The sequence below is a fragment of the Paenibacillus sp. FSL L8-0708 genome (assembly GCF_038009325.1).
Taxonomy (GTDB): domain Bacteria; phylum Bacillota; class Bacilli; order Paenibacillales; family Paenibacillaceae; genus Paenibacillus_AQ; species Paenibacillus_AQ odorifer.
Genome location: NZ_JBBPBC010000001.1, coordinates 5,867,709 through 5,892,651 on the forward strand (window position 1 = coordinate 5,867,709; position 24,943 = coordinate 5,892,651).

Sequence of the window (24,943 nt, forward strand, 5' to 3'; positions counted from 1 at the left end):
ACAAAATGGGTCTACGTCAAGGATGAATTTGTAAAAGTTCTCAAGGCAAAAATCTAACCCCATATCTTCCTTTGCGGGATCGATAAATCTCCACAAAACTTGGGTCATGATAGCCATAAATCCAGCCATCTTGCTCCAGTCTTTTTGCCAAACAGCCTGCTTGAAATCTCGTTCTGAACAGTTTCGCGAAGTATATCCAATTCATGATGCCCTCTTCTCCTTTTCGCAAATTAATCTTACGCTGCTCTGAACTTATCATGCCCAAATTCCACAAAATAAGCCACCGGAAATCCGGTGGCTGCTACATATTCCAAAACTCAATCCCCTATGGAGTCAAAATAATATGTGGGATCTTTTTCGAGCGTACCCAGCATGGTATTCCCTTGCTTCTCCCAAGCTTTTAGGGCACTCTCGACCGTTCTCTTGCCCTGATAAACTTCAGTGAACAGTTGGCGCCCAACATCGTTAATACGGCTAATTCCAGGCTTCTGTGTCTGTAGAATGTTCATCATAGGATCATTGGCAGGTAACGGTTTGAGCGTATAGAAGGACTCCAGATTTACTGAAGGAACCTTCGTAGTAATGTAATCCTTACGGGAAGTTAGTTCTCCGCGCGTATGGGCTTTTATTTTGGCTACATCATTACTGTTGACGAACTTGATCAAATCCCAAGCATCTTCCTTATTAGCAGCCATAGTGTTGATAGCCATCATATTACCTACCCAAGTACCTACAGCCACTCCTGGTTTCTCCTTAAAAGTAGGTACGGTAACGAAACCCCAATCGACAGGATTATAATTTTTAATCTTTGCTGCATTGCGGCTCACACCTGCAAGCTCATTAAGATAATCGTATTCTCCAATTACCATTGCAGCTTTTCCGGTAAGGAAGAGATCCCCTTGGACAGGACTATAGGAGCTCCGTTCTGTTTCTATAAAATCCATACCGTTTAACCCAGGTGTAATTTGCTTTTTCACCAATTGGCTGTAGGTCGTCCAAGCTTGACTCCACTGTGTTTGATTTACCTCCATCTTATGTCCCTTGTTGTCATACATAGCAAGCTCAAGCGGTGAGACATAGGTCTGCATATCCCAGAAAGGATCGCTCATATAACGGTTCATCGAAAAGCCATATATACGCTTATCTTTATTTGTCGATTTCTTGGTCACCTTTTCAGCCAGCGCGAACACTTCATCCCAAGTCATTCCATCTGTCGGATAACCTGCACCTGCAGCATCAAAAATACCTTTGTTAAAATATAACGCACTCGACATAAAGGTCGGCGCTAACGCGTAAAGACTTCCTCCACCCAGCTCACGAACTCCACTTAGCATCGTAGGCGCCATATTGCTTAAATCATATTGATCCCGTGCGATAAGCGGCTCCAGCGATTGCACCAGATTATGTTCCACCAAACTCTTCACCAATGTACTATCACCGACGATTACATCAACCGGCTGTGCACCGCCCATAATCGCTCGGATATTCTCCATATTATCTGGGTTAACCTCTGGATACGTGCTGTCAAAACGAAGCTCATTCATATTAATGGCTGGAATAATCTCAAGTTTGATTTCAGGATGCTGCAATTCATACATATCTGTAAACTGCTGACGAAAAGAAGAATCGTCCTCTCCAGACCAGAGGCTGCCAATACGTAACACACGCTGTTCTGCAGATGGCTTAGAAGCCTCCGCCCAAGCTGTGTGCCTGCTTTCAGAAATTAAAGGCAATAGGAGTGCTGCACATATTCCAAAGCTTAACCAGCGCCGCCATAGCCTTCTATTATTATTTATATGATTCATTCTTGAACCCTCCCATAAAATACTCAATCCATCCACCTTATGAATAATTACCCATAATTCTAGTAACAGTATATAGCTTTATTCAGGAGGGGAAGTTACAGGCTGTTTAAAGTTAAACTACGATTTCTTCATATTATTTCTATAAAAAACATTCCGCGAGTTTCCTGAGGATACTGAAATGCCCTTCTGCGACAGGATAATTGCACTTTGTGCAACTATTACAGCTGAGTGTGTTGTGCTTCTCCTTTTAATTGCACTATGTGCAGTTAAAAAACGTTATTAGGTGCTTTCAGCGGATTTCTGGCTGATTTAATTGCACAAAGTGCAACTATATCGCCAGATCCTCTAAGGAAGGTTAGTTTAAGTGCACAAACTGCAACTATTCGGCGTTTGAGACGACATTGCGATGGAATCACGGGGGCAGAGTATAGTATTCCAGAGTGTCAGAGCGTTCAGAGCGGAGAGCATAGAGCGACAGCGCATAGCAGCAGAGTAGCAGATTAGCAGAGTTTCAGAGCGTTCAGAGCGTTCAGAGCGTTCAGAGCCAGAGCATAGAGCGACAGCGCATAGCAGCGGAGTAGCGGAGTAGCATAGTAACAGAATCCCGAGTGTCAGAGCGCAATATACCAGAGCGACAGAACGCAGGTCAGCCAAATGTCAGAATGAGAATGAGAATGTAAATGTAAATTCAAATGTAAATGTAAATTCAAATGTAAATAAAAACAGCAAAACCCCACTCTCCACTCTACTTTTCCTTTTACCAATACAGCATTTTCCTTCCATACTAACTAACCTACTGACTAACCTGCTACATTTCATGTGACCGGCACAAATCGCCCCCTTCTACGCAGGATAACTGCACTTTGTGCAACTATTAAAGATGAGTGTGTTGTGCTTCTCCCTTTAATTGCACTATGTGCAGTTAAAAAACGTTATTAAGTACTTTCTGCGGATTTCTGGCGATATAATTGCACAAAGTGCAACTATATCGCCAGAACCTCTAAGGAAGGTTAGTTTAAGTGCACAAACTGCAACTATTCGGTGTTTGAGACGACAGCGCGATGGAATCACAGGGGCAGAGTATAGTATTCCAGAGTGTCAGAGCGTTCAGAGCGGAGAGCGATAACACATAGCAGCAGAGTAACAGAGTGTCAGAGCGGAGAGCGATAACGCATAGCAGCAGAGTAGCAGAGTAACAGAGTGTCAGAACGGAGAGCGATAGCGCATAGCAGCAGAGTAACAGAGTGTCAGAGCGGAGAGCGATAACACATAGCAGCAGAGTAACAGAGTGTCAGAGCGGAGAGCGATAACACATACCAGCAGAGTAGCAGAGTAGCAGAGTAGCAGAGTGTCAGAATCCCGAGTGTCAGAGTTTACACCTGCCGCGGGTGGATAATTGCATCTTTTTGCAATAAATAGCAGCATACTTCATGCACCTATACAGCAGAGTGTGCTTTAAGCTTTCCTTTTTATTACACTCAATGTAGTTAAAAAGAAAAACCTCCCACCAAAAAGTGAGAGGCCCGTCCAAACTATAATCAAATATTTAGTTTAAACGCCAAATGCGGAAGGATCTTTTCTCCAAGATTTCAGCAGTTCCACATCTGTAGCTGCGATCTTGCCTTGTGTAAGAGCCACATCAATCAATGTGCTATAGTTGGATAAGCTTTGTAATGGCATTTCAGCTGCGGCAAAAGCCTCCACCGCACGGTCCAGCTCGTAGCTGAAGATTGCCAATACAGCCAACGCTTCTGCGCCTGCTTCTTGCACAGCTTGAGCTGCTTTGATGGAGCTTCCGCCAGTGGAGATCAGGTCTTCGATAACGACTACCTTTTGCCCCGGCTTAATCAGTCCTTCGATCTGGTTCTGCTTGCCGTGACCTTTAGCTTTATCGCGGATATAAGCCATTGGCAGATTAAGTTTATCAGCTACCCAAGCTGCGTGAGGAATGCCTGCGGTTGCTGTACCTGCGATCACCTCTGCGTCTGGATACTGGCTCTTAATAAGCTCAGCGAAGGCATCAGCAATATAGTTACGTACCTCTGGGTAAGCCATGGTCAGACGGTTATCGCAATAGATCGGGGATTTAATACCAGAGGTCCAGGTAAAAGGCTCCTGCGGACGCAGTGCCACTGCTCCTATCGTAAGCAGATAACTTGCTACTTGTTCACTTCTATTTAATGTACTCATGCTAGGGTCATCTCCTCAATAATATTTAGTGCTGCTTGACGTGGATCAGCCGCAGTTGTAACAGGACGGCCCACCACCAGAAAGTGGCTGCCTTGCTGAATCGCTTTGCCCGGCGTCATCACCCGGGACTGGTCACCTAGGGATGCACCTGCTGGCCGGATACCAGGTGTAACTGTACAAAATGCGGGCCCACAAGCCTCTGCGATCGCTGAAGACTCTTGCGGTGAAGCCACTACCCCATCCAGACCTGCAGCGGCTGCCAGCTTAGCGTATCTGACCACAGTATCTGCTACGTCTCCTGCGATTCCAATTTCGTTATTCATCACTTCTTGGCTCGTGCTGGTCAGCTGTGTAACTGCAATAATCAAAGGCATTTTAAGCGCAGCATTCGCATTAACTACTGAAGCAGCGCCTTCCCGGGCTGCAGCCATCATCGCTGAGCCTCCTGCGGCATGTACGTTAAACATATCCACACCGAGGTTCGTAAGGCTTTCTGCCCCGCCTTTTACCGTGTTAGGAATATCATGCATTTTGACATCTGCAAATACAGAATACCCCCGAGATTTCAGTTCATTAATGAATTCCGGTCCGGCTGCATAAAAAAGCTGCATTCCCACTTTCATATAACAAGGAATCCCTTCCAGCTTGTCAATCAAGGTTCTTGCCCCTGCAACATCAGGGTAATCCAAGGCGATCATCAAGCGATTCGCCATTTCATTCCACTTTGCATCTCCCTGTCCCATAACCGTTCTCCCATCCAGTGCAGACTTAAATCCACACTCTTCATTTATTAGCCCCTAGGCATAGCGGAACGGTCTGCGTAAACGCAAACCGCCCTATACATCTTTATGAGATTAGTTTAATTGACCGACAAAAGCAGGCATGGACTGTGACGAGAAGTTGATCGTCTGCAGCATTCTGAGCAGTGCCGTTACTGTATCGAGTGATGTCATACATACGACGCCATTCTCAACCGCTTCACGACGGATACGGAATCCATCACGCTCTGGTGTTTTCCCTTTAGTCAGTGTATTAAAGACGAAGTTGGCTTGCCCACCACGAATCAAATCGAGAATGTTCGGCGCACCTTCATCCAGCTTGTTCACGTTCATTACGTTGAGACCTGCTTCTTCAAGCGCTTGAGCGGTGCCTCCGGTAGCAATGATCTTGTAACCCAGCGAGTGGAAGCCTTTCATAAGCTCTACAGCTTCTGCTTTATCTTTATCTGCCACTGTAACGATGATAGCGCCGGTTGCTGGAATTTTCATTCCTGCCCCGATTAGACCTTTATACAAAGCTTTTGCATACAATTTATCGCGGCCCATAACTTCACCCGTCGATTTCATTTCAGGTCCGAGCGTTGGTTCTACTCTACGCAGCTTGGCAAAAGAGAATACCGGCACTTTAACCGATACATAATCACTTTCCGGCCATAGACCTTCTGTATAACCGTCATCTTTCAGCTTGCCGCCGAGAATGATTTTGGTTGCCAGATGCGCCATTGGAATTCCAGTTACTTTACTCAAGAATGGAACCGTACGCGATGAACGTGGATTTACTTCAATTACGTACACTTCATTCTGATAGATAACGAACTGGATGTTGACCAGACCAATCGTTTTCAGTTCCTTAGCAATCTTGATTGTGATCTCAGCAATTTTTGCTTTCAGACCTTCATCCAGATATTGCGGAGGATATACAGCGATGGAGTCACCGGAGTGAACACCTGCACGCTCAACATGCTCCATGATCCCTGGAATAACTACCGTCTCACCGTCACAAATTGCGTCTACCTCAACCTCTTTACCTAACATGTAACGGTCAATCAATACCGGATGCTCCGGATTCACCTTAACCGCTTCTACCATGTAGCTAAGCAATTCCGCATCATTATATACAATTTCCATTGCGCGTCCACCTAGTACATAGGAAGGACGTACCAGCACCGGATATCCAAGCGATTGTGCAGTTTCTACTGCTTGATCTACGTTGATAACCGTCTTCCCTTTTGGTTGGGCAATATCCAGACGAGCCAACAAAGCTTCGAATTTCTTCCGGTCTTCAGCTTCGTCAATACTGTCTAGGCTAGTTCCGAGAATCTTAACGCCAGCCGCACTTAGTGGTGCAGCAAGGTTAATGGCTGTTTGGCCTCCGAACTGTACGATAACCCCAATCGGATTCTCTTGCGCAATTACGTTCATTACATCTTCAAAGAACAAGGGTTCAAAATACAACCGGTCCGAAGTATTAAAGTCGGTAGATACAGTTTCAGGGTTATTATTGATAATAACCGCTTCATAACCTGCCTTCTGAATCGCCCACACTGCATGCACAGTGGAGTAATCGAACTCAATCCCTTGGCCGATCCGGATTGGACCCGATCCAAGCACGATAACCTTTTGTTTATCGGAATGAATGACCTCATTTTCAGTCTCATAAGTAGAGTAGTAGTAAGGTGTAGAAGCTTCGAACTCAGCTGCACAGGTATCTACCATTTTGAATACAGGCGTTAATCCTCGCTCTAAACGAAGCGCGCGTACATCAGCTTCTTTGGTGTATTTACCGTTCGCTTGTCCTTCTGCACGTATCTCAGCAATCGCACGGTCTGTAAAACCTCTGCGTTTAGCTTGATACAAGGTTTCTTCTGATAAGCTTTCATCCCCACGGATGACCTCTTCAAAGTTGATCAGTCCCTCGATTTTGGACAGGAACCACCAGTCTACGTTAGTAATGTCTTGAATCTCTTGCAAGCCAAATCCGCGGCGGAAAGCTTCAGCGATCAAGAACAACCGCTCATCATCAGGTTTTGCCAGACGTTCACGCAGGACGCTTTCTTCCAGATCCTCAGCGCCCGGCAGACGGAAACGGTGTACACCGATTTCCAGGGAACGAATTGCTTTATGAATGGACTCTTCAAAGGTACGACCGATGGCCATAACTTCTCCAGTTGCTTTCATTTGTGTGCCCAGCTTACGGTTCGCATGAATGAATTTGTCGAACGGCCAGCGTGGGATTTTGCTTACGATATAGTCAAGTGTAGGCTCGAAGCAAGCATAGGTCTGTCCAGTAACTGGATTGACGATTTCATCGAGTGTGTAACCAAGCGCGATTTTGGCAGCCATTTTGGCAATCGGATAACCGGTTGCTTTCGAAGCCAAAGCCGAAGAGCGGCTGACACGTGGATTTACTTCGATTACATAATATTGATAGCTTTGCGGATCCAGTGCGAACTGCACGTTGCAGCCACCCTCGATATTCAGCGCACGAATGATTTTGAGTGAAGCGCTGCGCAGCATTTGATATTCACGATCGGATAACGTTTGGCTAGGTGCCACAACGATACTATCACCCGTATGCACACCTACCGGGTCAAAGTTCTCCATGTTGCAGACAACGATACAGTTGTCATTCGCATCACGCATAACCTCGTATTCAACTTCCTTCATGCCGGCAATACTTTTCTCCACCAAACATTGTCCAATTGGACTATAACGAATACCTGCTTTGACAGTCTCAAGCAGCTCTTCTTCGTTGTCGCAGATCCCGCCGCCGGTGCCGCCAAGCGTATAGGCTGGGCGTACAATCAGCGGGAAACCAATTTCCTCAGCGAATTTCATCGCTTCATCTACTGTGGTAATAATAGTGCTCTCTGGTACAGGCTGTTCCAATTCGCGCATCAAATCGCGGAACAAATCGCGATCCTCTGCTTTTTCAATGGATTCAAGCTGGGTACCTAGAAGCTTAACATTCTCTTGTTCTAGTACTCCTGCACGAGCCAATTCTACAGCCATATTAAGACCTGTCTGTCCTCCCAAAGTTGGCAACAAGCCATCCGGGCGCTCCTGGCGGATGATGCCAGTTACGAATTCAAGGGTAATCGGCTCGATATAAACTTTATCAGCCATATTGGTGTCAGTCATGATAGTCGCTGGGTTACTGTTGATCAGCACAACTTCCACGCCTTCTTCTTTCAGGGCCTGACAGGCCTGAGTTCCGGCGTAGTCAAATTCTGCGGCTTGCCCGATAACAATCGGTCCAGAACCAATTACTAATATTTTTTTAAGCTTTTCATTCTTAGGCATGTTATAGAGCTCCTTTCACGGCTTCAAGCTGTTTTACTGTAGGTTTTGGCGCCGTGATTCTGGCGTTTGCCGCAAGCTGCGCCTGGCGCGAGCTTACAGGTGTGTTAGCTTTATGATCAGCGATCATCTGTAAGAAACGATCGAATAAATAGCTGCTGTCATGAGGTCCCGGTGCTGCTTCTGGATGGTACTGTACTGAAAATGCAGGGTAACGGGTATGTTTAAGTCCTTCAACGGTCTTATCATTATTATTAATGTGAGTAACTTCTAGATCCGTGCTCTTCACAGAATCTTCATTCACTGTGTAGCCATGGTTCTGAGAAGTAATGAAGCAACGTCCGCTCTCCAATTCTTTAACCGGATGGTTACCGCCACGGTGCCCGAATTTCAGCTTCTCTGTATCCGCGCCACAAGCCAGTGCAAACAGCTGGTGACCTAAGCAGATGCCGAAGATTGGGTATTCACCAAGCAATTCCGAGATCGTCTTCACTGCGTGTGGGACGTCTTTCGGGTCCCCAGGGCCGTTGGACAGCTGGATACCATCTGGATTGAGGCGACGAATCTCATCAGCGGTTACGTCATGAGGTACAACTACAACATCACAACCGCGATTGTTCAACTCGCGCAAGATGCCAGCCTTCGCGCCGTAATCTACCAAGACGATGCGCTCTTTGGTTCCTGGACTATTGTACATGCTTGGAGTAGATGTGCGAGCTACCTGATTGCGCAATTCTTCAATTGAAGTGTCGCCCATCATTTCCATCAATTCCTCTACACGTTTGTTAGAGGTAGTCAGGATCGCCTTCATTGTTCCGTAGTGGCGAATAATCCGCGTCAACATCCGGGTATCAATCTCGCTGATTCCAGGAATATCATATTCTTTCAGCAGGTCGTCCACACTGTATTCTGCGCGCCAGTTACTTGGAACTTCTTCATGACGACGCACTACAAAACCGTGTACGAAAGGTCGAACAGATTCGAAATCATCCCGCGTAATCCCGTAGTTCCCGATCAATGGGTACGTCATGGTAACGATTTGTCCGCAATATGAAGGGTCAGACAGCACCTCTTGATATCCTGTAATTCCTGTGTTAAAAACAACCTCGCCTGTCTTTTCACCTTCAGCGCCAAATGCGGTACCTGTAAATAAAGTTCCGTCTTGAAGCAGCAATCTCGCCTGCATTCCCTTCCACTCCTTCATGTTCTGTAGTCTAATACGTATGCCTTGCATGCCTTCCGGAGTGTACGCGCTCAAATTGCTGATCTGTAAAGATCAGCAATTTCGCCTCACCAGTCCGCTAGTTTTTCTCAGTCCATACGGCTTTGCCGTCCACCCAAGTTTTTACTGGCCAACCCTTAAGCTTCCAGCCGCCAAAAGGAGTGTTACGTCCTTTGCTTGCGAAGGAACTTGGATCTACTTCTTTTTCCTGCTCCAGATCGATCAGTGTCAAATCTGCAGGAGCTCCGATCTCCATAACCCCGGTGTTCAATCTGAATACCCGTGCAGGATCAGCAGTCATTCTTTGTACTAGTAAGGATAAATCCCATTTTCCTGTTTCTACAAATGATGTGTATAAGAGTGGGAAAGCTGTCTCGAATCCAACGATACCAAAAGGTGCCAGCTGCATTCCTTTCGCCTTCTCTTCTTCACTATGTGGCGCATGATCTGTAACAATCATATCTAGTGTGCCATCAAGCAACCCTTCGATACACGCCTCAACATCGCGGCGGGAGCGCAGCGGCGGGTTCATTTTCCAATTGGCATCCAGGCCTGGAATATCGTCTTCAGCAAGAAGCAAGTGATGCGGACATACCTCAGCAGTTACTTTAATGCCGATCTCTTTTGCTTGGCGAATCAGCCGCACCGACTGTTCAGTACTGACATGGCATACATGGTAATGAACGCCTGTCGCTTCTGCCAGCAAAATATCGCGTCCAACATGGATCGCTTCTGACTCATTCGGAATTCCTTTGAGGCCATGCTTCTTAGCGAACTCACCTTCAGCTACACAGCAGCCTTCAACCAGCGAATTATCTTCGCAGTGGGCAATGACTGGCATATCGAGCGATGCTGCGATGTTCATTGCATCTTTCATCATTTGAGCACTTTGTACGCCCACACCATCGTCTGTATAACCAATAGCTCCAGCTTCTTTGAGCGCCGCAAAATCCGTCAACTCACGTCCAAGCTCATTTTTCGTAATGGCTGCATAAGGAAGCACTTTAACTAGTCCTGCTTCACGCGCCTTGTCTTTCACAAATTGCACGATCTCCGGGCTATCTGTCACCGGACGAGTATTTGGCATACATGCAATGGTTGTAAATCCGCCTTTAGCAGCTGAGCGACTTCCGGTTTCCACTGTTTCCTTGTGTTCAAATCCCGGTTCACGCAAGTGCACATGCATATCAATGAGTCCCGGAATGAGCAGCTTACCTTCAGCATCAATAATCTCCGTGGCTTCTCCGATAGCTTCATTTCCGTCGATTATAGCCGAGATCACACCCTCCTGAAGTTCGATGTGTTTGCGCTCAAGCAAGCCTTCCTTATTCAATACGCTGGCGTTTCTAATAATCACTGTCATGATTCTACCTTTACCCTCAGATCACAGCTGCGGGCCCTCTCGTTATTATATAATAAAAATTCATCTTTGTGTATATTTATTAGTCTCTATACGTTAGCATTCTGTAAGCTTATAGTAAAGCTCTTTCGAGAACCGCCATCCGGACCGGTACGCCATTAGACATTTGCGGGAAAATCCGCGATTGACTGCACTCAACTACTGCATCATCAATCTCTAGATTCCGGTTAACCGGAGCTGGATGCATAATGATTGTGTCTTTGGCCAGCTTAGCTGCCCGCTCTTCTGTTAGACCATAGTGGCTACGGTAATCTTCAGCAGACAGCTTAATGCCGGAAGTATGGCGCTCAAGCTGTACTCGAAGCATCATTACAACATCCGCTTTAAGAGCTTCTTCCATAGTTACGTAAGGCGCATACTCCATAAGCTCAGGAGCCTTCATATTATCCGGTGCGCAGAACTGCACCTTGGCTCCCATTTTCGTAAGCCCCCAGAGATTAGAGCGCGCTACGCGGCTATGCATAATGTCCCCAATGATGGAGACTGTCAGGCCCTTTAGTTCCCCAAAGGTTTTGGTCATGGTGTATAAATCAAGCAGCGCCTGCGTAGGATGTTCATTGTTGCCGTCGCCCGCATTGATAAGCGGTATAGTCACCTTCTCAGCTAACTGCTGCAGCACACCTGCAGGCTTCAAACGCACAACTCCGGCATCGATCCCCATCGATTCCAGTGTGCGCACTGTATCGTAGATCGACTCCCCTTTTTCTACACTAGAAGCTGCAGCCGTAAAATTAAGTACTTGCGCACCTAGTCGTTTCTCTGCCATCTCGAAAGAGAAGCGTGTGCGTGTGCTGTTCTCAAAAAACATGTTAGAAATAAAATGGGAGTTCAAGATGGGCGTTAGCTTTTCACTTTGATTGTCCCAAAATGCTGTTCTGTCAAGCAGTTGGATAATTTCCGACCGGTCAAGCTCTTTGATTCCCAGCAGACTACGTTCCTTTACCTTGGTAAGTGTCATGATGTTATCGTTCCTCCCGGTTTGAAATAATGTAGACCTCATCTTTGCCGTCGTATTCCTTCAGCGCCACTTCAATCTGCTCGTGCTTTGAGGTAGGTACATTCTTACCGATGTAGTCCGGCCGGATCGGCAGCTCGCGGTGTCCGCGGTCAGCCAGTACTGCCAGTTGAATCATTCGTGGGCGTCCGCAATCCATCAAAGCGTCCATCGCCGCGCGGATGGTGCGTCCGGTGTAAAGTACATCATCGAACAAAATGACTTTCTGATCATGGATGCCAGCACTTCCTGAAGTAATAACGACGTTGCTCTTCACTACTGCTTCACTGCCTTCCACTTCACGGTCATCCCGGTAATGTGTGATATCCAGCTCACCGTATGGAATCTCTACGCCTTCAATCTCCTTGATGCGCTCAGCGATACGTTGTGCCAGATACACACCTCGTGTCCGAATGCCGACCAGCAGACAATTCTCGATACCTTTGTTCTTCTCCAAAATCTCATGAGCAATACGCGATAAGGCCCGGCGGATCGCCGTTTCATCCATAATGACATTTTTCTCAGTAACCATAATCTTGTCACCCTCCAGCTTATTCGCCTATTCAAGTTCCCGGAAATCAAAAAACTCCTTGCCTATAACAGGCAAGGAGTGAAATCCGCAGATGAGGAAGATGACGGCCGCGCGCATAAAAAGACAGTTCCGTATTTACACACGGATACCTTTCTAAGAGTCGCGAACCTCGATTCACGTTACCTTGCCAGCCTCACAGGACTGAATTAAAGGCGCTATTCATTTAACAAGAATTATGACAGAACAACCCCCTCATGTCAACTTTCTCTGCCTAAACTTTTGCACTTCTCTTCCTTACTTCTATTAACAACAAGGGGGAAGCGGTAGTCAGTATATCTGCATAATAAACGAGGCTGGTCCCAAATAGCCATTTCATCGCTTTTTGGACAGCCCCGTTTATGTTCTTAGCACTACTTAATCTCCAAATGATTCAAAAGGTGCACCTAGTAATGCTGAAAATGATGCAATCGGTGAGGTACTTATATAGAATTAAGGAATTTCTCCCTGAAATTCAGTGATTTCTGTTCATCAGACTTGTTATTAGGGATACCTTCCCTAATTGTTGGCCGATTCAGTGATTAATATAGAAAACCACCTAATTATTAGGGAGTTTTTCCCTGATTTCGTACATTTAGAGCGAATATCGGCTAATTTCAGGGAGTTTTTCCCTAATTAGTTTAAAACCCACTCTTTACTTCTCACAAACACAGAACACAACACGTGGCATATAGTCATAGGGCACAGTAACATCTACAACATTTCCTATTCCATAAAAAAGAAGCTGCCCCAAAGTAGAATTTACTACTTTTGGGACAGCCTCATTAAATTCAATAACAATGCTTAAAACTCAAATTCCACATCGCTAAGACGTCTTTGAATTTCAGAGATGACACGTCTCTCTTCCTCTTCACCTTTAGCAATAAAGGTAACGGAGAAACGAACAAACGGACCTGCATCATCCCAAGGCACAGTGGAGATCAGCTTCTCACGAATGAGGAATTGGGAGAAATCTTCACCGGATTCAAAGCGACGGCCGTCTTTGATTCCCTTAGGTGCAGCGACATACAGGAAGAAAGAGCCTTTTGGCTTCTCAGCTTTAAAGCCGAGGCTGTTCAGTGCATCAACCAGCAGGTTGTGACGACGGGAGTATTTATCTGCAATCGCTTCAGTAATCTCCGGATGAGCAAGACCATAAGCCGCTGCTTTTTGAATCGCGATAAATTGGCCGGAATCGTTGTTATCCTTCACATCGCTGAAGGCTTTAACCACTAGCGGATTACCAGCCACAAAACCAATTCTCCAGCCCGTCATATTGTAAGACTTAGAAAGAGAATGCAGCTCTACACCCACATCCTTTGCACCTGGAACGGAGAGGAAGCTAAGTGGCTTCAAACCGTCATAGGTCAAGGCAGCATAAGGTGCGTCATGGATAACCACTACATCGTATTTTTTCGCCCATGCAACGACCTCAGCAAAAAACTCAGGAGTGGCACTAGCGCCCGTTGGATTGTTTGGATAGTTTAGATAAAGAAGCTTAGCTTTACGAGCAATGTCTTCCGGAATTTCATTCAGATCTGGAAGGAATTTGTTCTCCTTCTTCAGCTCCACTGTAAATACTTGTCCACCCAAATATTTAGTATGTGTACCCAAGACTGGATAACCCGGCACGGTCATAATCGTGATATCACCTGGATTGATGAAACAAGATGGCAACATAGCCAGCGCAGGCTTCGAACCGATGGAGTGAACTACCTCCGTGTCTGGATCAATTCCTTCCACCCGGAAAACTTCCCGCAAATATTCAGCAGCAGCAGTCTTGAATTCGGCAATTCCATTGTCCGCATATCCGCGGTTTTCTTCCTTCGCTGCTTCTTCAGCAAGCTTAGCTACGATACCCGCATCAGCCATCTCATCCGGCTCGCCTACGCCCATATCAATTAGTTCAATGTTAGGAAAATCCTGTTTTGCGGATGCTTTAGCACGTTTGATTTTCTCGAATTTATAAATCGAAGTGTCTTTGCCATAATTGGCACCGCCGATGCGGTCTGCAAAATTAGTCTGAATGAAGCTATCTTGGTATTGTTCAATACTCATACTGTCATCTCATCTCCTGAATATCTATTCTACTTTTAAAAGAAACGGCTTCGCCGTCCCTTGGATGGCGTATGTTCCGGATATCCGTTTCATTATAAAAATAAGGATAAAGAATAAGGCATTACCCTTTCTTTATCCTTATGTTTTTAAATATGCCGTAAAGTAGTGTTCAATACCATAGACTAATTATCACTTCATTTGTACTTATCTGCTGCGTAGTGTGAACAGCACTTCTTCCATATCCTCTGGAATAGGTCTGCTGAATTCTTTATATTCACCTGTGGTAGGATGAACAAATCCAAGCACCGCCGCATGCAACGCTTGTCCATTCATCGTAGTGCCCTTGCTGCGTCCATATATCGGATCACCTACAAGTGGATGGCCAATGAACTTCATATGTACCCTGATTTGATGCGTGCGGCCAGTCTCCAGCTGCAGCTCCAGCAGTGTACAATCTCCGAAGCGTTCCATTACTGTAAAATGGGTCACGGATTTCTTGCTGTTCTTTTCGGTTACTGTATATAGCTTGCGATCATGTGGATCTCTGCCAATCGGTGCATCAACAGTGCCCTTATCATGCGACAAGTTGCCGTGTACGACTGCAATATATCGGCGCGTAACACTATGCTCTTTAAGCTGTGCGGCAAGTGAGGCATGACTGGCATCATTCTTAGCCACCATGATAAGACCAGAGGTATCCTTATCGATCCGATGGACAATACCTGGACGAATCTCACCGTTAATGCCGGACAGATCCTTACAGTGATACATCAGCGCATTTACTAAGGTGCCTGACGGATGTCCCGCAGCTGGGTGCACAACCATGCCCCGGGGTTTATTAATCACAATGACATCACTGTCTTCATATACAACTTCAAGAGGAATGTTCTCCGCGATCAAATCGGTTACTTCTGCTTCAGGGACAACAACGCTAACCACGTCGCCTTCCGATAACTTATAGTTGGCTTTCACTGGCTTGCCATTAACCGTAACGTTACCGCCGCTGATCCACAGCTGCACCTGAGAACGGGAAATTTCTTCTTCCCATGATTCCGTAATATATTTATCGATTCGCTCCCGCGCGTTCTCTGCCGAAACGGTCCATTCCGTGACGTCCCTCTCTTCTTCGCTCGTAGATGCCGCTTGGTGATTGACGTCTTTATTCAAATCATTCATTCCCTTCTCTTACTTCCTTTGCTTCTTTTACTTCTTTTATTTCCGTAATTTCTTCGCCGTTCTTAAGGTCACGAAAAGAATCCAAAAGAATCAATCCAACCCCAATGACAATACAAGAATCCGCCACGTTAAAAATCGGGAAGCTATAGCTCCCAAAATTGAACAGAAGGAAATCAACAACCTCACCATTGATAATCCGGTCCAGGAAGTTACCGATAGCTCCACCCAGTACAAGCCCTAGGGCAACAGATAACAGCTTCCGCGAGTGTCTAGTCTTGTTCAAATACCAAACGATACCACTAACCACTACAACCGTAACTAGAAAGAAGAACCATTGCTGACCTTCGAGAATCCCAAAAGCAGCCCCGCGATTGCGATGAGAGGTAATCAGGAAAAAATCTCCGATAACAGAAATCTGTTCTCCGATCTCCAGACGTGTAGCAATAAGATACTTTGTCCCTTGATCCACCAAAAATACAATAAGAGCAATCAAATAGTACACCACAGAAGTTGTCACTCCGTTCTTATTTTTCCCGCTAAATGCGGTACGAATACTGTTTAAAGACTTGTATATTGTAGCACAGCCCTTAAAGAATCGTCTATTGCGGGACATCCGCTAAGTTCAATCTTGGGGACTATTTTCCAGCGCTAAAATCCCTGCTCTCCGGTCAACCTAACAGAAGAACCATCCGGTGTTATCCGGCAAGTCAGAATGATTCTTATAAAAGGTACAGAAAGGAGCTTTCTCATTATGACGCACCTGACAGTACAGCAGCTCTCAGAGCTACGCGCACGATTGGAAAAAGATCGGGATACGATTCAGCACAGGCTTCAGAATAATGAACATTACGGCTTAGATGAATCCATGCGGGATGGCTCCGGTGAACTTTCCGAGAATGACAACCATCCAGGAGATGCAGCCACCGATTTGTATAATCGCTCCATGGACATTTCACTGTTAGAGCGGGACGAGCATGAGCTGGACGATATTGAAGCTGCTTTATCCGCTATGGATAATGGCACCTATGGGATATGCAAGGCTAGTGGTGAGCCGATCCCTTTTGAACGTTTATCTGCCATCCCTTCCACACTTTATTGTAAAGAGCACAACCCGCGGCAAAACGCACCTTTCACTCGTCCAGTGGAAGAGGAGCTGTTATCTCCACCTTTTGGACGAACCAGTCTGGATGAACGCGACGATCAAAACGGTTTTGACGGTGAGGATGCCTGGCAGATTGTTGAAAGCTGGGGTACCTCGAATTCTCCCGCCATGGCGGAGGGCAACAATATTGATTCTTATAATGATATGGAGATTGAAGCCGATGAGCTGGAAGGCTGCGTAGAGCCTTGGGAGAACTTTATCGCCACTGATATCACGGGCAACAATCTAATTGTAGTGCCGGGACGGAGCTACCAGCGTTATTTGGACAGTGACGAGGCAACCCATAGCCTAGATCCTCTCGACGAAGACTAAACACAGATGTCCCCTACACAAAAATATTTAAACAGCGTACTGTTCCAGTTTTGAGGAATGGTTCGCTGTTTTTAATCTTAACGTTTCGATGACTATTTGAATTCTAGCTGACGCTGTACGATCCGCACAATATCCGCAATATAATCACCAATGATCGGTAGATTGAGCGCCCCTAGTCCCTGAAGGATATAAATAATCGTTGCCGCAAAAAAAGTAAAACCCAGTGCAATCCCAACTCCCCGAGCTGCTCCAAATAAAATATTTCTCCAAATCAACCGCCAAGGTGAATATAGCAGATCCGTATATTGATAAATTCGGGATTTTTCCAAAATATGAGCCCACTCAAAGGTCAAACGGTACATCGTATTCATTTTTTCTTCCAGCGGAATATCCTCGGGATTACGCGGATCTGCTGTTAGATACTCTGGATTAACTTCAGGAAAAGCCTTATTCTCCCTTTCCTTGTCTGGGTTATTCTTATTGCCGGATGTCTTAATGGAGATTCTCCTCTTATTTCCCTCCACAGCTACGGCTCCTCTCATATGTCTTTCCTTCGCTACAAAGTAAACGAGCCCGGCCAAAGAGAATTCATCTCCTTAAGCTCGGGACTCGTTAGTTTTGCGCCGAAATATAAAGACTATATTTCCCGCATAAACGGAAGATCTCCGTTTACACTTATGCCGCTAGTATATGCTGTTTTGGGACAGGTAATGCAGTATTATGCTTCGATATGGATACCGATGGATTTATCACCGACTTCTACCGTCTCAAAAGCATGTTCTCCATCAAAATCAACCGTAGTCACAAGAACATTGTCTCGCAATACATTGTCAAATGCTGTAACAGCTGCTTTTAGCTCATCATCTAACTTCAAAGTGAGTGCGATCCGTTTCTCGATCGGCAGATCCAGACGTTTACGGTAATCTTGAACCGCACGAATGATCTCACGAACCCAGCCTTCTTGTTCAAGCTCAGGCGTGATTTCGGTATTGAGCGCAACCGTAACTCCATATCCGGAAGCTGCGGCGAAACCTGCTTTGGCTTGTTTTTCAACAAGCAGCTCTTCAGAAGTGATTACAAGCTCTTCACCTTCAGGTGTCGCAATTGCAATTTTACCGTCCTGTACCGCTTTGCGGGTAGAATCACTGTCGAGGCTTTTCAGGAAGCCTTGCAGGAAGCCTACATTTTTACCGTATTTTTTACCGGCTACCTTAAGATTCAGCTTGAGTGTGAAATCAACAAATCCGCTGTCACTGTTCTCCAGCACGATGTTCTTGATGTTGATCTCATCTTTGATGATCTCTTCATACTCAGCCAAATGGAAGTCACGGTTCATCGAAACGATCAGCTCGGACAGCGGTTGACGATTCTTAATGCCTGTTTCGTTACGTACGTTACGCGCCAACTCAACGATCTGTCTTGCACTTTCCATATCCTCTTCCAGCTCTTTATCGATCAAGTTCTCGTCAGCAACCGGGTAGTCTGCCAAATGCACACTTTCTCCGCCGCCAAGGTTCGTGAAGATATCTTCGGACAACATCGGCGTAAATGGAGCCATCAAAGTTGCTGTCGCCAAAAGCACATGAGTCAACGTACGGTAAGCATCCAGTTTATCTTCACCTAGGCCACTCCCCCAGAAACGGTCACGGGAACGACGGATATACCAGTTACTCAGCTCATCCACAAAGTTCTCAATAGCTCTAGACGTATTCACGAAGTCATTTACCGCAAGCCCTTTATCCACCAAAAGAATCAAGCTGTTCAGACGGGACAGAATCCAGCGGTCCAGCTTATGTTTTGATACTTTAAAAGGATGATCGGCTGGATCGTAACCATCAATGCCCGCATACAGCGTCAAGAAGGCATGTGTATTTACCAGCGTATCCACTACTTTAGATTTCGTCTCACCTACAAGACCACGCGAGAAACGTTTATTATTCCACGGTGCACTGTCGGACAAAATAGCCCAACGGAAAGCATCCGTGCCGTAATCGTTCATGATTTCCCAAGGATCAATAACATTGCCTTTGGATTTAGACATTTTTTGACCATTCTCATCGAGGATATGACCGTGAGCAATAACTGCTTTATATGGAGCTTTACCCTTGAACAAGGTGGATACTGCAAGCAAGCTGTAGAACCATCCACGGGTCTGGTCGATCCCTTCACAGATCATATCTGCCGGGTACTGATCATCCAGCTTATCCTCGTTCTCAAACGGATAATGGCTTTGTGCAAAAGGCATCGAGCCACTATCGAACCATACGTCGATCACTTCCGATGTACGAACCATCTCTGCACCTTCGCTAAACGGACTGCGCAGCTTGATCTTATCCACGAAAGGTTTATGCAGTTCGATATCTTCAGGAACCTCACCAATCGCCATCGCTCTTAGCTCTTCAATGCTGTGTGGTGCAAACTCTTTGCCCGTCTCTTGACATACCCAGACATTGAGGGGTGTACCCCAATAACGGTTACGGCTGATATTCCAGTCAACCAGTTCATCCAAGAACTTCCCGAAACGACCTTCACGTACATGCTCAGGGTACCAAGCCACACTGTTGTTGTTAGCAATCAGCTGATCTTTGATCGCTGTAGTGTTGATGAACCAGCTGTCTGTTGCGTAATACAAAAGTGGTGTATCACAACGCCAGCAGAACGGATAGCTGTGCTCGTATTTCTCTTTACCGTAAAGCAATCCTTTTTCAGACAAAACCTTAATGATATCCAGATCGCAATCCTTAACAAAACGTCCCGCAAAATCAGAGACTACATCTGTATACTTACCGGAATTATCAACCACATTTACGAAGCTGATGCCATTCTCACGGCAAGTCTTGTAGTCATCTTCACCATGTGCTGGTGCCATGTGTACGATCCCTGTACCACTGGAATCTGTAACGAAAGAAGCGCCTACGATAACATTGCTTTTCTCTGCCTTAATATATCCGAATGGAGGTGCGTAAGTTTTACCGATAAACTCGGAACCTTTATGTGTAGAAAGGACTGTGTGCTCACCTTTCATTACTTCTTCGACCAAGTTTTTAGCAACGATGTACACACCATCTTCTTGTTGCACACGTACATAATCCATGTCCGGGTTCATAGCTAGCGCCATATGGGCTGGCAAGGTCCAAGGTGTTGTCGTCCAAGCCAATACGTAGTCTCCGCTGTCATCCAGCTTGAACTTCGCGGTCGCACTGAGATCCTTAACGGTTTTGTAGCCTTGAGCAACTTCATGTGAGCTTAGTGTAGTCTGGCAGCTCGGGCAATACGGGCTAACACGGTGTCCGCGGTAAAGCAACCCGTTCTCATGCACTGTAGCCAAGATGTTCCATACACTTTCGATATAGGTGTTATCCAAGGTTACGTAAGGATTATCTAAATCCGTCCAGTATCCGATTGCTTCTGTAAATTCACGCCATTGCTTCTCATAACCGAAGACGCTGTCTTTACATTCCTGGATGAATTTTTCTACGCCATATTCCTCGATCTCTTGTTTGCCGGAGATGCCAAGCTTCTTTTGTACGCCTAGTTCTACTGGCAGACCGTGTGTATCCCAGCCCGCTTTACGTACCACGCGGTAACCTTTCATCGTCTGGTAACGACCGATGAAATCCTTGATTACCCGTCCCAGCACGTGTCCGATATGCGGCGCACCGTTTGCTGTAGGCGGACCTTCATAGAATACATAATTTGGACGTCCCTCACGGTTCTCCATGGACTTGCGGAACGTATTTTCGTCGCTCCATTTCTTTAATATGCGGACATCTCTTGCCCGCGCCTTTTCTCTGACATCTACTTTTTGCATGTGATGGTCAATCCTTTCATGGATTAGTCTATAAAGCTCTTTTCGATCTTTGGGCGATCCTTGCCCAGCTGGTCGCCCACCGCTCTTGCCCGGGCACCCGAGCCGCGATCCCGCAGGGCAGCAATCGCTCGGGGCGCCATACGCGACCTTGCGCAGCTGGTCGCTCACCGCTCTTGCCCTGGCTCCCGAGCCGCGATCCCGCAGGGCAGCAATCGCTCGGGGCGCCATACGCGACCTTGCGCAGCTGGTCGCCCACCGCTCTTGCCCGGGCACCCGAGCCGCGATCCCGCAGGGCAGCAATCGCTCGGGGCGCCATACGCGACCTTGCGCAGCTGGTCGCTCACCGCTCTTGCCCTGGCTCCCGAGCCGCGATCCCGCAGGGCAGCAATCGCTCGGGGCGCCATACGCGACCTTGCGCAGCTGGTCGCTCACCGCTCTTGCCCTGGCTCCCGAGCCGCGATCCCGCAGGGCAGCAATCGCTCGGGGCGCCATACGCGACCTTGCGCAGCTGGTCGCGCACCGCTCTTGCCGTAAAGGCCCCGCAGGCGAACCCGCCAGGGGAGCCTAAGAAGGGCCGCTCCTTCAGCCACATGAATCCGTTCGTTTCCACCACGTACCTAGTTTGCACGAGGCTTTACTTTGCGGGTGTCCAGAGGGCAGCAGCCCTTGGGGTCCCCCTTAGAAAGGGGGATTTAGGGGGATGGCCGCCCCGGAACAACAAAATAAGCGTCATCCCACCCCCAAAGGGGCGAGACGACGCTCGCGATACCACCCTAATTCTGCGCATGAGCACATCCTTAAGGGGAGTGTATTCAGCACAATCTCAGTCCTGCGCGTAAATCTTGTGCACAGGTCCGGTGTAACGTCCGGCAGACGGTTAGGCTTACGCACGATCAACGCTTCAGCTTAACTTCTAGGGGAAGATCTTCCGGCAGGGTTCGAACAATCGGCTCGCAGCAATCGCCGACTCTCTGGAGAACGTTACCTTGTCGTACTTGTCCCGTCATCGAATACATATAAACATTATACAGATATGTTCTATTTATAGACTTTTTGAATCTAAATGTCAACAACCATTCGCCCAATCTAGCTATTATGAGCGTACTTGCGCATGGAGTTCACTTTATTATGGTCTATTTTATCGGAAAATAAAAATAGAGGGAATAGCTCCCTCTATTTAGCCAATTATCGTCTGAAACCTTTAGATGCGATGAAGAACATCATCCTTGAAAGCTACATTCTCGCTCGCCTCACGACTCTCTAAGGCATTCCAGTCATCCTGTGATAACAGCTCCAGCTGAGCTTCCACTAATGTCCGGAAACGAGTGCGATAGATCGAAGCTTGCTTGCGCAATTCTTCAGTCTCAATAGCAACCTTACGGGATTTGGATAACGCTTCGTTAATAATCCGATCGGCGTTTTTCTCCGCTTCCTTGATAATGAGCTGGGATTCCTTCTTGGAGTTGTTCTTCACATCATCCGCCGCTTCCTGAGCGACTAAGATCGTCTTCGATAAACTTTCTTCAATATTCACAAAATGATCCAGACGCTCTTGAATAGACAAAAGCTGATTCTGCAGTTCCTTGTTCTCACGGATGACACTTTCGTAATCCTTGATCACTTGATCCAGAAATTCGTTGACCTCGTCCTCATCATAACCGCGAAGTCTCCGAGAAAACTCCTTGTTATGTATATCGAGCGGTGTTAATGGCATGCTGTGCACCTCCTAGAAATTTCGGACCTTCTTTATCTCTAAATCGCAACTAAGCGGCAGACAAAGAAGAAAGACTGTACTTCAAGTAAAGGCAGAAGGTGTTCCTGTGTTCCGCCTGCCATTCATGGTCCGCCTCTTCTTAAAAGTATCGGCGTCCAGCTTAAAAAATGTTTGATTCCCTCGAAATAATCAATTTCGACAAGTAAGACCGTATTCCTGCAAGGGATTCACACAAATTTACCAATCTGAACACGGTATCGGCCCTTTTTCGTCAAACTGCCGACCTCTAGAACCTTGAAGCGACCAAAGCCTTGAATAGATACCATGTCACCATCCTTAAGACCACAGGATGGGTCTTCCTCCACTTTCCAGTTTACCCGAACACGTCCAGCCTTGATGGGAGCAAGAATTTTGCTTCGGCTAAGCCGTGTTACATCTGCGGCAATGCCATCCAATCGCAGGGATGCTACAGTCAAATCCATCAATTCCAGCTTAACCTCACTATTACGCAAGGCGGAAAGGGGTAATACTTCCGTACTTACCTGTATCCGGTGCACTCCAGTTAAATTCATAGCTAAATAATCTGCAATATCAGCAGCGACTACAACATGACAACCATCGTCCAGAACATGAATATCACCGATTTTGCCTCGTTTAACGCCCAGCCCCAGAATAGAACCCATGTAGTCCCCATGCTCCAGAGCCAGAAACTTCTGCTCCCCTGAGGTTATTGCAAGCACCTTCAGCTCCATGTCTTCCTGATCCAGGTCACGATAATCAGGAGCGACAAGCGCTCGCTTCCGCTCTGCCTCAGCATGTCCACCTTCCCATTTAACAATCACATCAGGATGGCGGTTAACTAAAGTTTGCAGAATAAAACCTTGGCGGGGATCGAGAAATTCAGTTAATTTAGTCTCATGATATTCTCCAGCGTTGGTAACCCATTCGAAGGCCTTGTCCACAAATTGACGTTCATCGGGATGAAAATGCCCGTAAACTTCGTTCTTCATCACAATTGCCTAAAAAATCAAATGCAGGATAGATTTAAGTCCGCCTGCCGCAAATTCCAAGACAAGTAATGCAATAATTGGAGAGATATCAAGTGTACCGAAGAGCGGTGGAATAAACCGTCTGAAAGGTGTTAAATACGGCTCTACGAGTTTGCTTAGCAGTTCACCAATGAAGTTATCACGAACGTTGGGTAACCAGGACATTAGCACATAGAAAATAATCATGTAAAAATAAATGTTAAACAAAATATCGATAATGTAATCAATTTGAAGCAAAGCCCATTCACCTCATTCTGTTATAGTCTTGATCGTCACCTAGGATTTCTGTAATGGAGCCTTGAATTTCAACAGTATCTGGAGTGCACATAAATATATTGCCCCCAATTTTAGAGATTCCTCCCCCAAGGGCATAAACAGTTCCGCTGAGAAAATCAATAATTCGCATTGCTTGATCATTGCGAACACGCTGCAGGTTAATTACTACCGTCCGATGCGAACGGAGATGATCAGCAATCTCCTGTGCCTCATCATATGAACGTGGTTCATATAATACAACCTTGACATTTTTTTGCGAATGGATACTGACAACGTTGCCCCTCTGATTTTTGCGGGTTTCTACAGGGGCCGGCTCATACTCATCTTCTTCGTGGATTTGCTCCCGCTCCACAACTTCCTCTTCCTCCTGCAAGCCCAAAAAACTCATAAATCGGTTCATAACGCTCATCACGATCCCTCCTAATGGCCTACTAACACCGTACCCAGGCGTACCCAGGTGGCTCCTTCCTGTATCGCCACTTCAAAATCATTCGACATTCCCATGGACAGCTCCGTAATCGGCTCAGGTGTCAAAGCAAGTTGATTAAGCTCATCGCGCAGCTCACGAAGTCCGCGAAATACAGGACGGGTAAGCTCTGGATCACCTTCTAAAGGTGCCATCGTCATAAGTCCAATTACCTTAACGCGGTCCAAACTAGCGATTTCACGTAAAAATCCAGGTACTGCCTCAGGTGACAGACCAAACTTCGTATCTTCGCCAGAGATATTCACTTGAAGAAACACATTCACTTCCTGATCAGCGGCAAGCGCCTTTTTGTGTAATTCTTGCGCCAGAGACATCCGGTCCAAAGAGTGTATATATTGAAATTTGCCAATAACGTCTTTAACCTTATTGGTTTGCAAATGCCCGATAAAATGCCATGTCCCTTTGTCCCCTAAAACCTTCCATTTGTGCTCAGCATCCTGCCAGCGACTCTCAGCAACATGCTCTAGGCCTGCCTCCAATACGGAGGATACCATTTCCAGAGAAACATATTTCGTCACTGCAATTACCTTGACGTCATTACGATCCCGGCCGCTTGCCGCGCAGGCACGTGCTACACGTTCCTCTACCTCAGCAATTCTCTCCTGCAGTGTTAAAGACAA

Annotated in this window: 20 protein-coding genes and 1 other annotated feature; of the genes, 1 reads left to right on the top strand and 19 read right to left on the bottom strand. The window is 46.5% G+C overall.

What is annotated here, in order from left to right; genetic code table 11:
• Nucleotides 1-40 precede the first annotated feature (40 nt).
• From NYE58_RS27790 to lspA, 12 genes are all read right to left on the bottom strand, one after another.
• Nucleotides 41-205 (bottom strand): hypothetical protein, encoded by a 165-nt coding sequence (locus NYE58_RS27790; protein WP_167347621.1) that lies wholly within the window; start codon nt 203-205, stop codon nt 41-43.
• 112 nt (nt 206-317) lie between these two features.
• Nucleotides 318-1,805, bottom strand: coding sequence for an ABC transporter substrate-binding protein (locus NYE58_RS27795; RefSeq protein ID WP_076219144.1), 1,488 nt, complete (start codon nt 1,803-1,805; stop codon nt 318-320).
• A gap of 1,551 nt (nt 1,806-3,356) precedes the next feature.
• Entirely contained in the window at nt 3,357-3,995 is a 639-nt protein-coding gene (gene pyrE / locus NYE58_RS27800; protein ID WP_076279282.1) for an orotate phosphoribosyltransferase, read from the bottom strand.
• Entirely contained in the window at nt 3,992-4,738 is a 747-nt protein-coding gene (gene pyrF, locus NYE58_RS27805; protein WP_076146022.1) for an orotidine-5'-phosphate decarboxylase, read from the bottom strand. The genes pyrE and pyrF overlap by 4 nt, the downstream gene beginning before the upstream one ends.
• Nucleotides 4,739-4,849: 111 nt before the next feature.
• Complete coding sequence (carB, locus tag NYE58_RS27810; RefSeq protein ID WP_076185242.1) at nt 4,850-8,077, bottom strand: carbamoyl-phosphate synthase large subunit; 3,228 nt, start codon at nt 8,075-8,077, stop codon at nt 4,850-4,852.
• Between the two features lies 1 nt (nt 8,078).
• Entirely contained in the window at nt 8,079-9,260 is a 1,182-nt protein-coding gene (gene carA / locus NYE58_RS27815; RefSeq protein ID WP_051491286.1) for a glutamine-hydrolyzing carbamoyl-phosphate synthase small subunit, read from the bottom strand.
• A gap of 115 nt (nt 9,261-9,375) precedes the next feature.
• Nucleotides 9,376-10,659, bottom strand: a complete 1,284-nt coding sequence (locus NYE58_RS27820; protein WP_076276759.1) for a dihydroorotase — start codon at nt 10,657-10,659, stop codon at nt 9,376-9,378.
• 109 nt (nt 10,660-10,768) lie between these two features.
• Complete coding sequence (locus tag NYE58_RS27825; protein WP_076219141.1) at nt 10,769-11,674, bottom strand: aspartate carbamoyltransferase catalytic subunit; 906 nt, start codon at nt 11,672-11,674, stop codon at nt 10,769-10,771.
• A gap of 4 nt (nt 11,675-11,678) precedes the next feature.
• The gene (gene pyrR, locus NYE58_RS27830; protein WP_036683379.1) at nt 11,679-12,242 is read right to left on the bottom strand and encodes a bifunctional pyr operon transcriptional regulator/uracil phosphoribosyltransferase PyrR; all 564 of its coding nucleotides are present in this window, start codon (nt 12,240-12,242) and stop codon (nt 11,679-11,681) included.
• 840 nt (nt 12,243-13,082) lie between these two features.
• On the bottom strand, nt 13,083-14,336 hold the full coding sequence (locus NYE58_RS27835) for an LL-diaminopimelate aminotransferase (protein ID WP_076098555.1): 1,254 nt from the start codon (nt 14,334-14,336) through the stop codon (nt 13,083-13,085).
• A 204-nt stretch (nt 14,337-14,540) separates the two neighbouring features.
• Complete coding sequence (locus NYE58_RS27840) at nt 14,541-15,512, bottom strand: RluA family pseudouridine synthase (protein WP_076192046.1); 972 nt, start codon at nt 15,510-15,512, stop codon at nt 14,541-14,543.
• Nucleotides 15,505-16,017 (bottom strand): signal peptidase II, encoded by a 513-nt coding sequence (gene lspA, locus NYE58_RS27845; protein WP_036683603.1) that lies wholly within the window; start codon nt 16,015-16,017, stop codon nt 15,505-15,507. Before lspA ends, NYE58_RS27840 begins: the two co-directional genes overlap by 8 nt.
• A gap of 246 nt (nt 16,018-16,263) precedes the next feature.
• Here lspA and NYE58_RS27850 point away from each other — a divergent pair, with 246 nt between their 5' ends.
• A complete protein-coding gene (locus NYE58_RS27850) occupies nt 16,264-16,986 on the top strand; it encodes a TraR/DksA C4-type zinc finger protein (RefSeq protein ID WP_076098553.1) in 723 nt (240 codons plus the stop codon).
• A gap of 92 nt (nt 16,987-17,078) precedes the next feature.
• Here NYE58_RS27850 and NYE58_RS27855 read toward each other — a convergent pair whose 3' ends face one another.
• The 7 genes from NYE58_RS27855 to NYE58_RS27885 form a co-directional block, all read right to left on the bottom strand.
• Nucleotides 17,079-17,369, bottom strand: coding sequence for a DUF5665 domain-containing protein (locus NYE58_RS27855; RefSeq protein ID WP_282579970.1), 291 nt, complete (start codon nt 17,367-17,369; stop codon nt 17,079-17,081).
• Nucleotides 17,370-17,704: 335 nt separating this feature from the next.
• Nucleotides 17,705-20,797, bottom strand: a complete 3,093-nt coding sequence (gene ileS / locus NYE58_RS27860; RefSeq protein ID WP_076185244.1) for an isoleucine--tRNA ligase — start codon at nt 20,795-20,797, stop codon at nt 17,705-17,707.
• A gap of 741 nt (nt 20,798-21,538) precedes the next feature.
• Nucleotides 21,539-21,813, bottom strand: a binding site (T-box leader).
• 185 nt (nt 21,814-21,998) lie between these two features.
• Nucleotides 21,999-22,511 (bottom strand): DivIVA domain-containing protein, encoded by a 513-nt coding sequence (locus tag NYE58_RS27865; protein ID WP_051491297.1) that lies wholly within the window; start codon nt 22,509-22,511, stop codon nt 21,999-22,001.
• A gap of 227 nt (nt 22,512-22,738) precedes the next feature.
• Nucleotides 22,739-23,521: a YlmH family RNA-binding protein gene (locus tag NYE58_RS27870; RefSeq protein WP_036683613.1), complete on the bottom strand. Its 783-nt coding sequence runs from the start codon at nt 23,519-23,521 to the stop codon at nt 22,739-22,741.
• A gap of 9 nt (nt 23,522-23,530) precedes the next feature.
• Nucleotides 23,531-23,797: a YggT family protein gene (locus NYE58_RS27875; RefSeq protein WP_036683616.1), complete on the bottom strand. Its 267-nt coding sequence runs from the start codon at nt 23,795-23,797 to the stop codon at nt 23,531-23,533.
• Between the two features lie 7 nt (nt 23,798-23,804).
• Nucleotides 23,805-24,245: a cell division protein SepF gene (locus tag NYE58_RS27880; RefSeq protein ID WP_036683619.1), complete on the bottom strand. Its 441-nt coding sequence runs from the start codon at nt 24,243-24,245 to the stop codon at nt 23,805-23,807.
• Nucleotides 24,246-24,256: 11 nt separating this feature from the next.
• On the bottom strand, nt 24,257-24,943 hold the full coding sequence (locus tag NYE58_RS27885; protein ID WP_036683622.1) for a YggS family pyridoxal phosphate-dependent enzyme: 687 nt from the start codon (nt 24,941-24,943) through the stop codon (nt 24,257-24,259).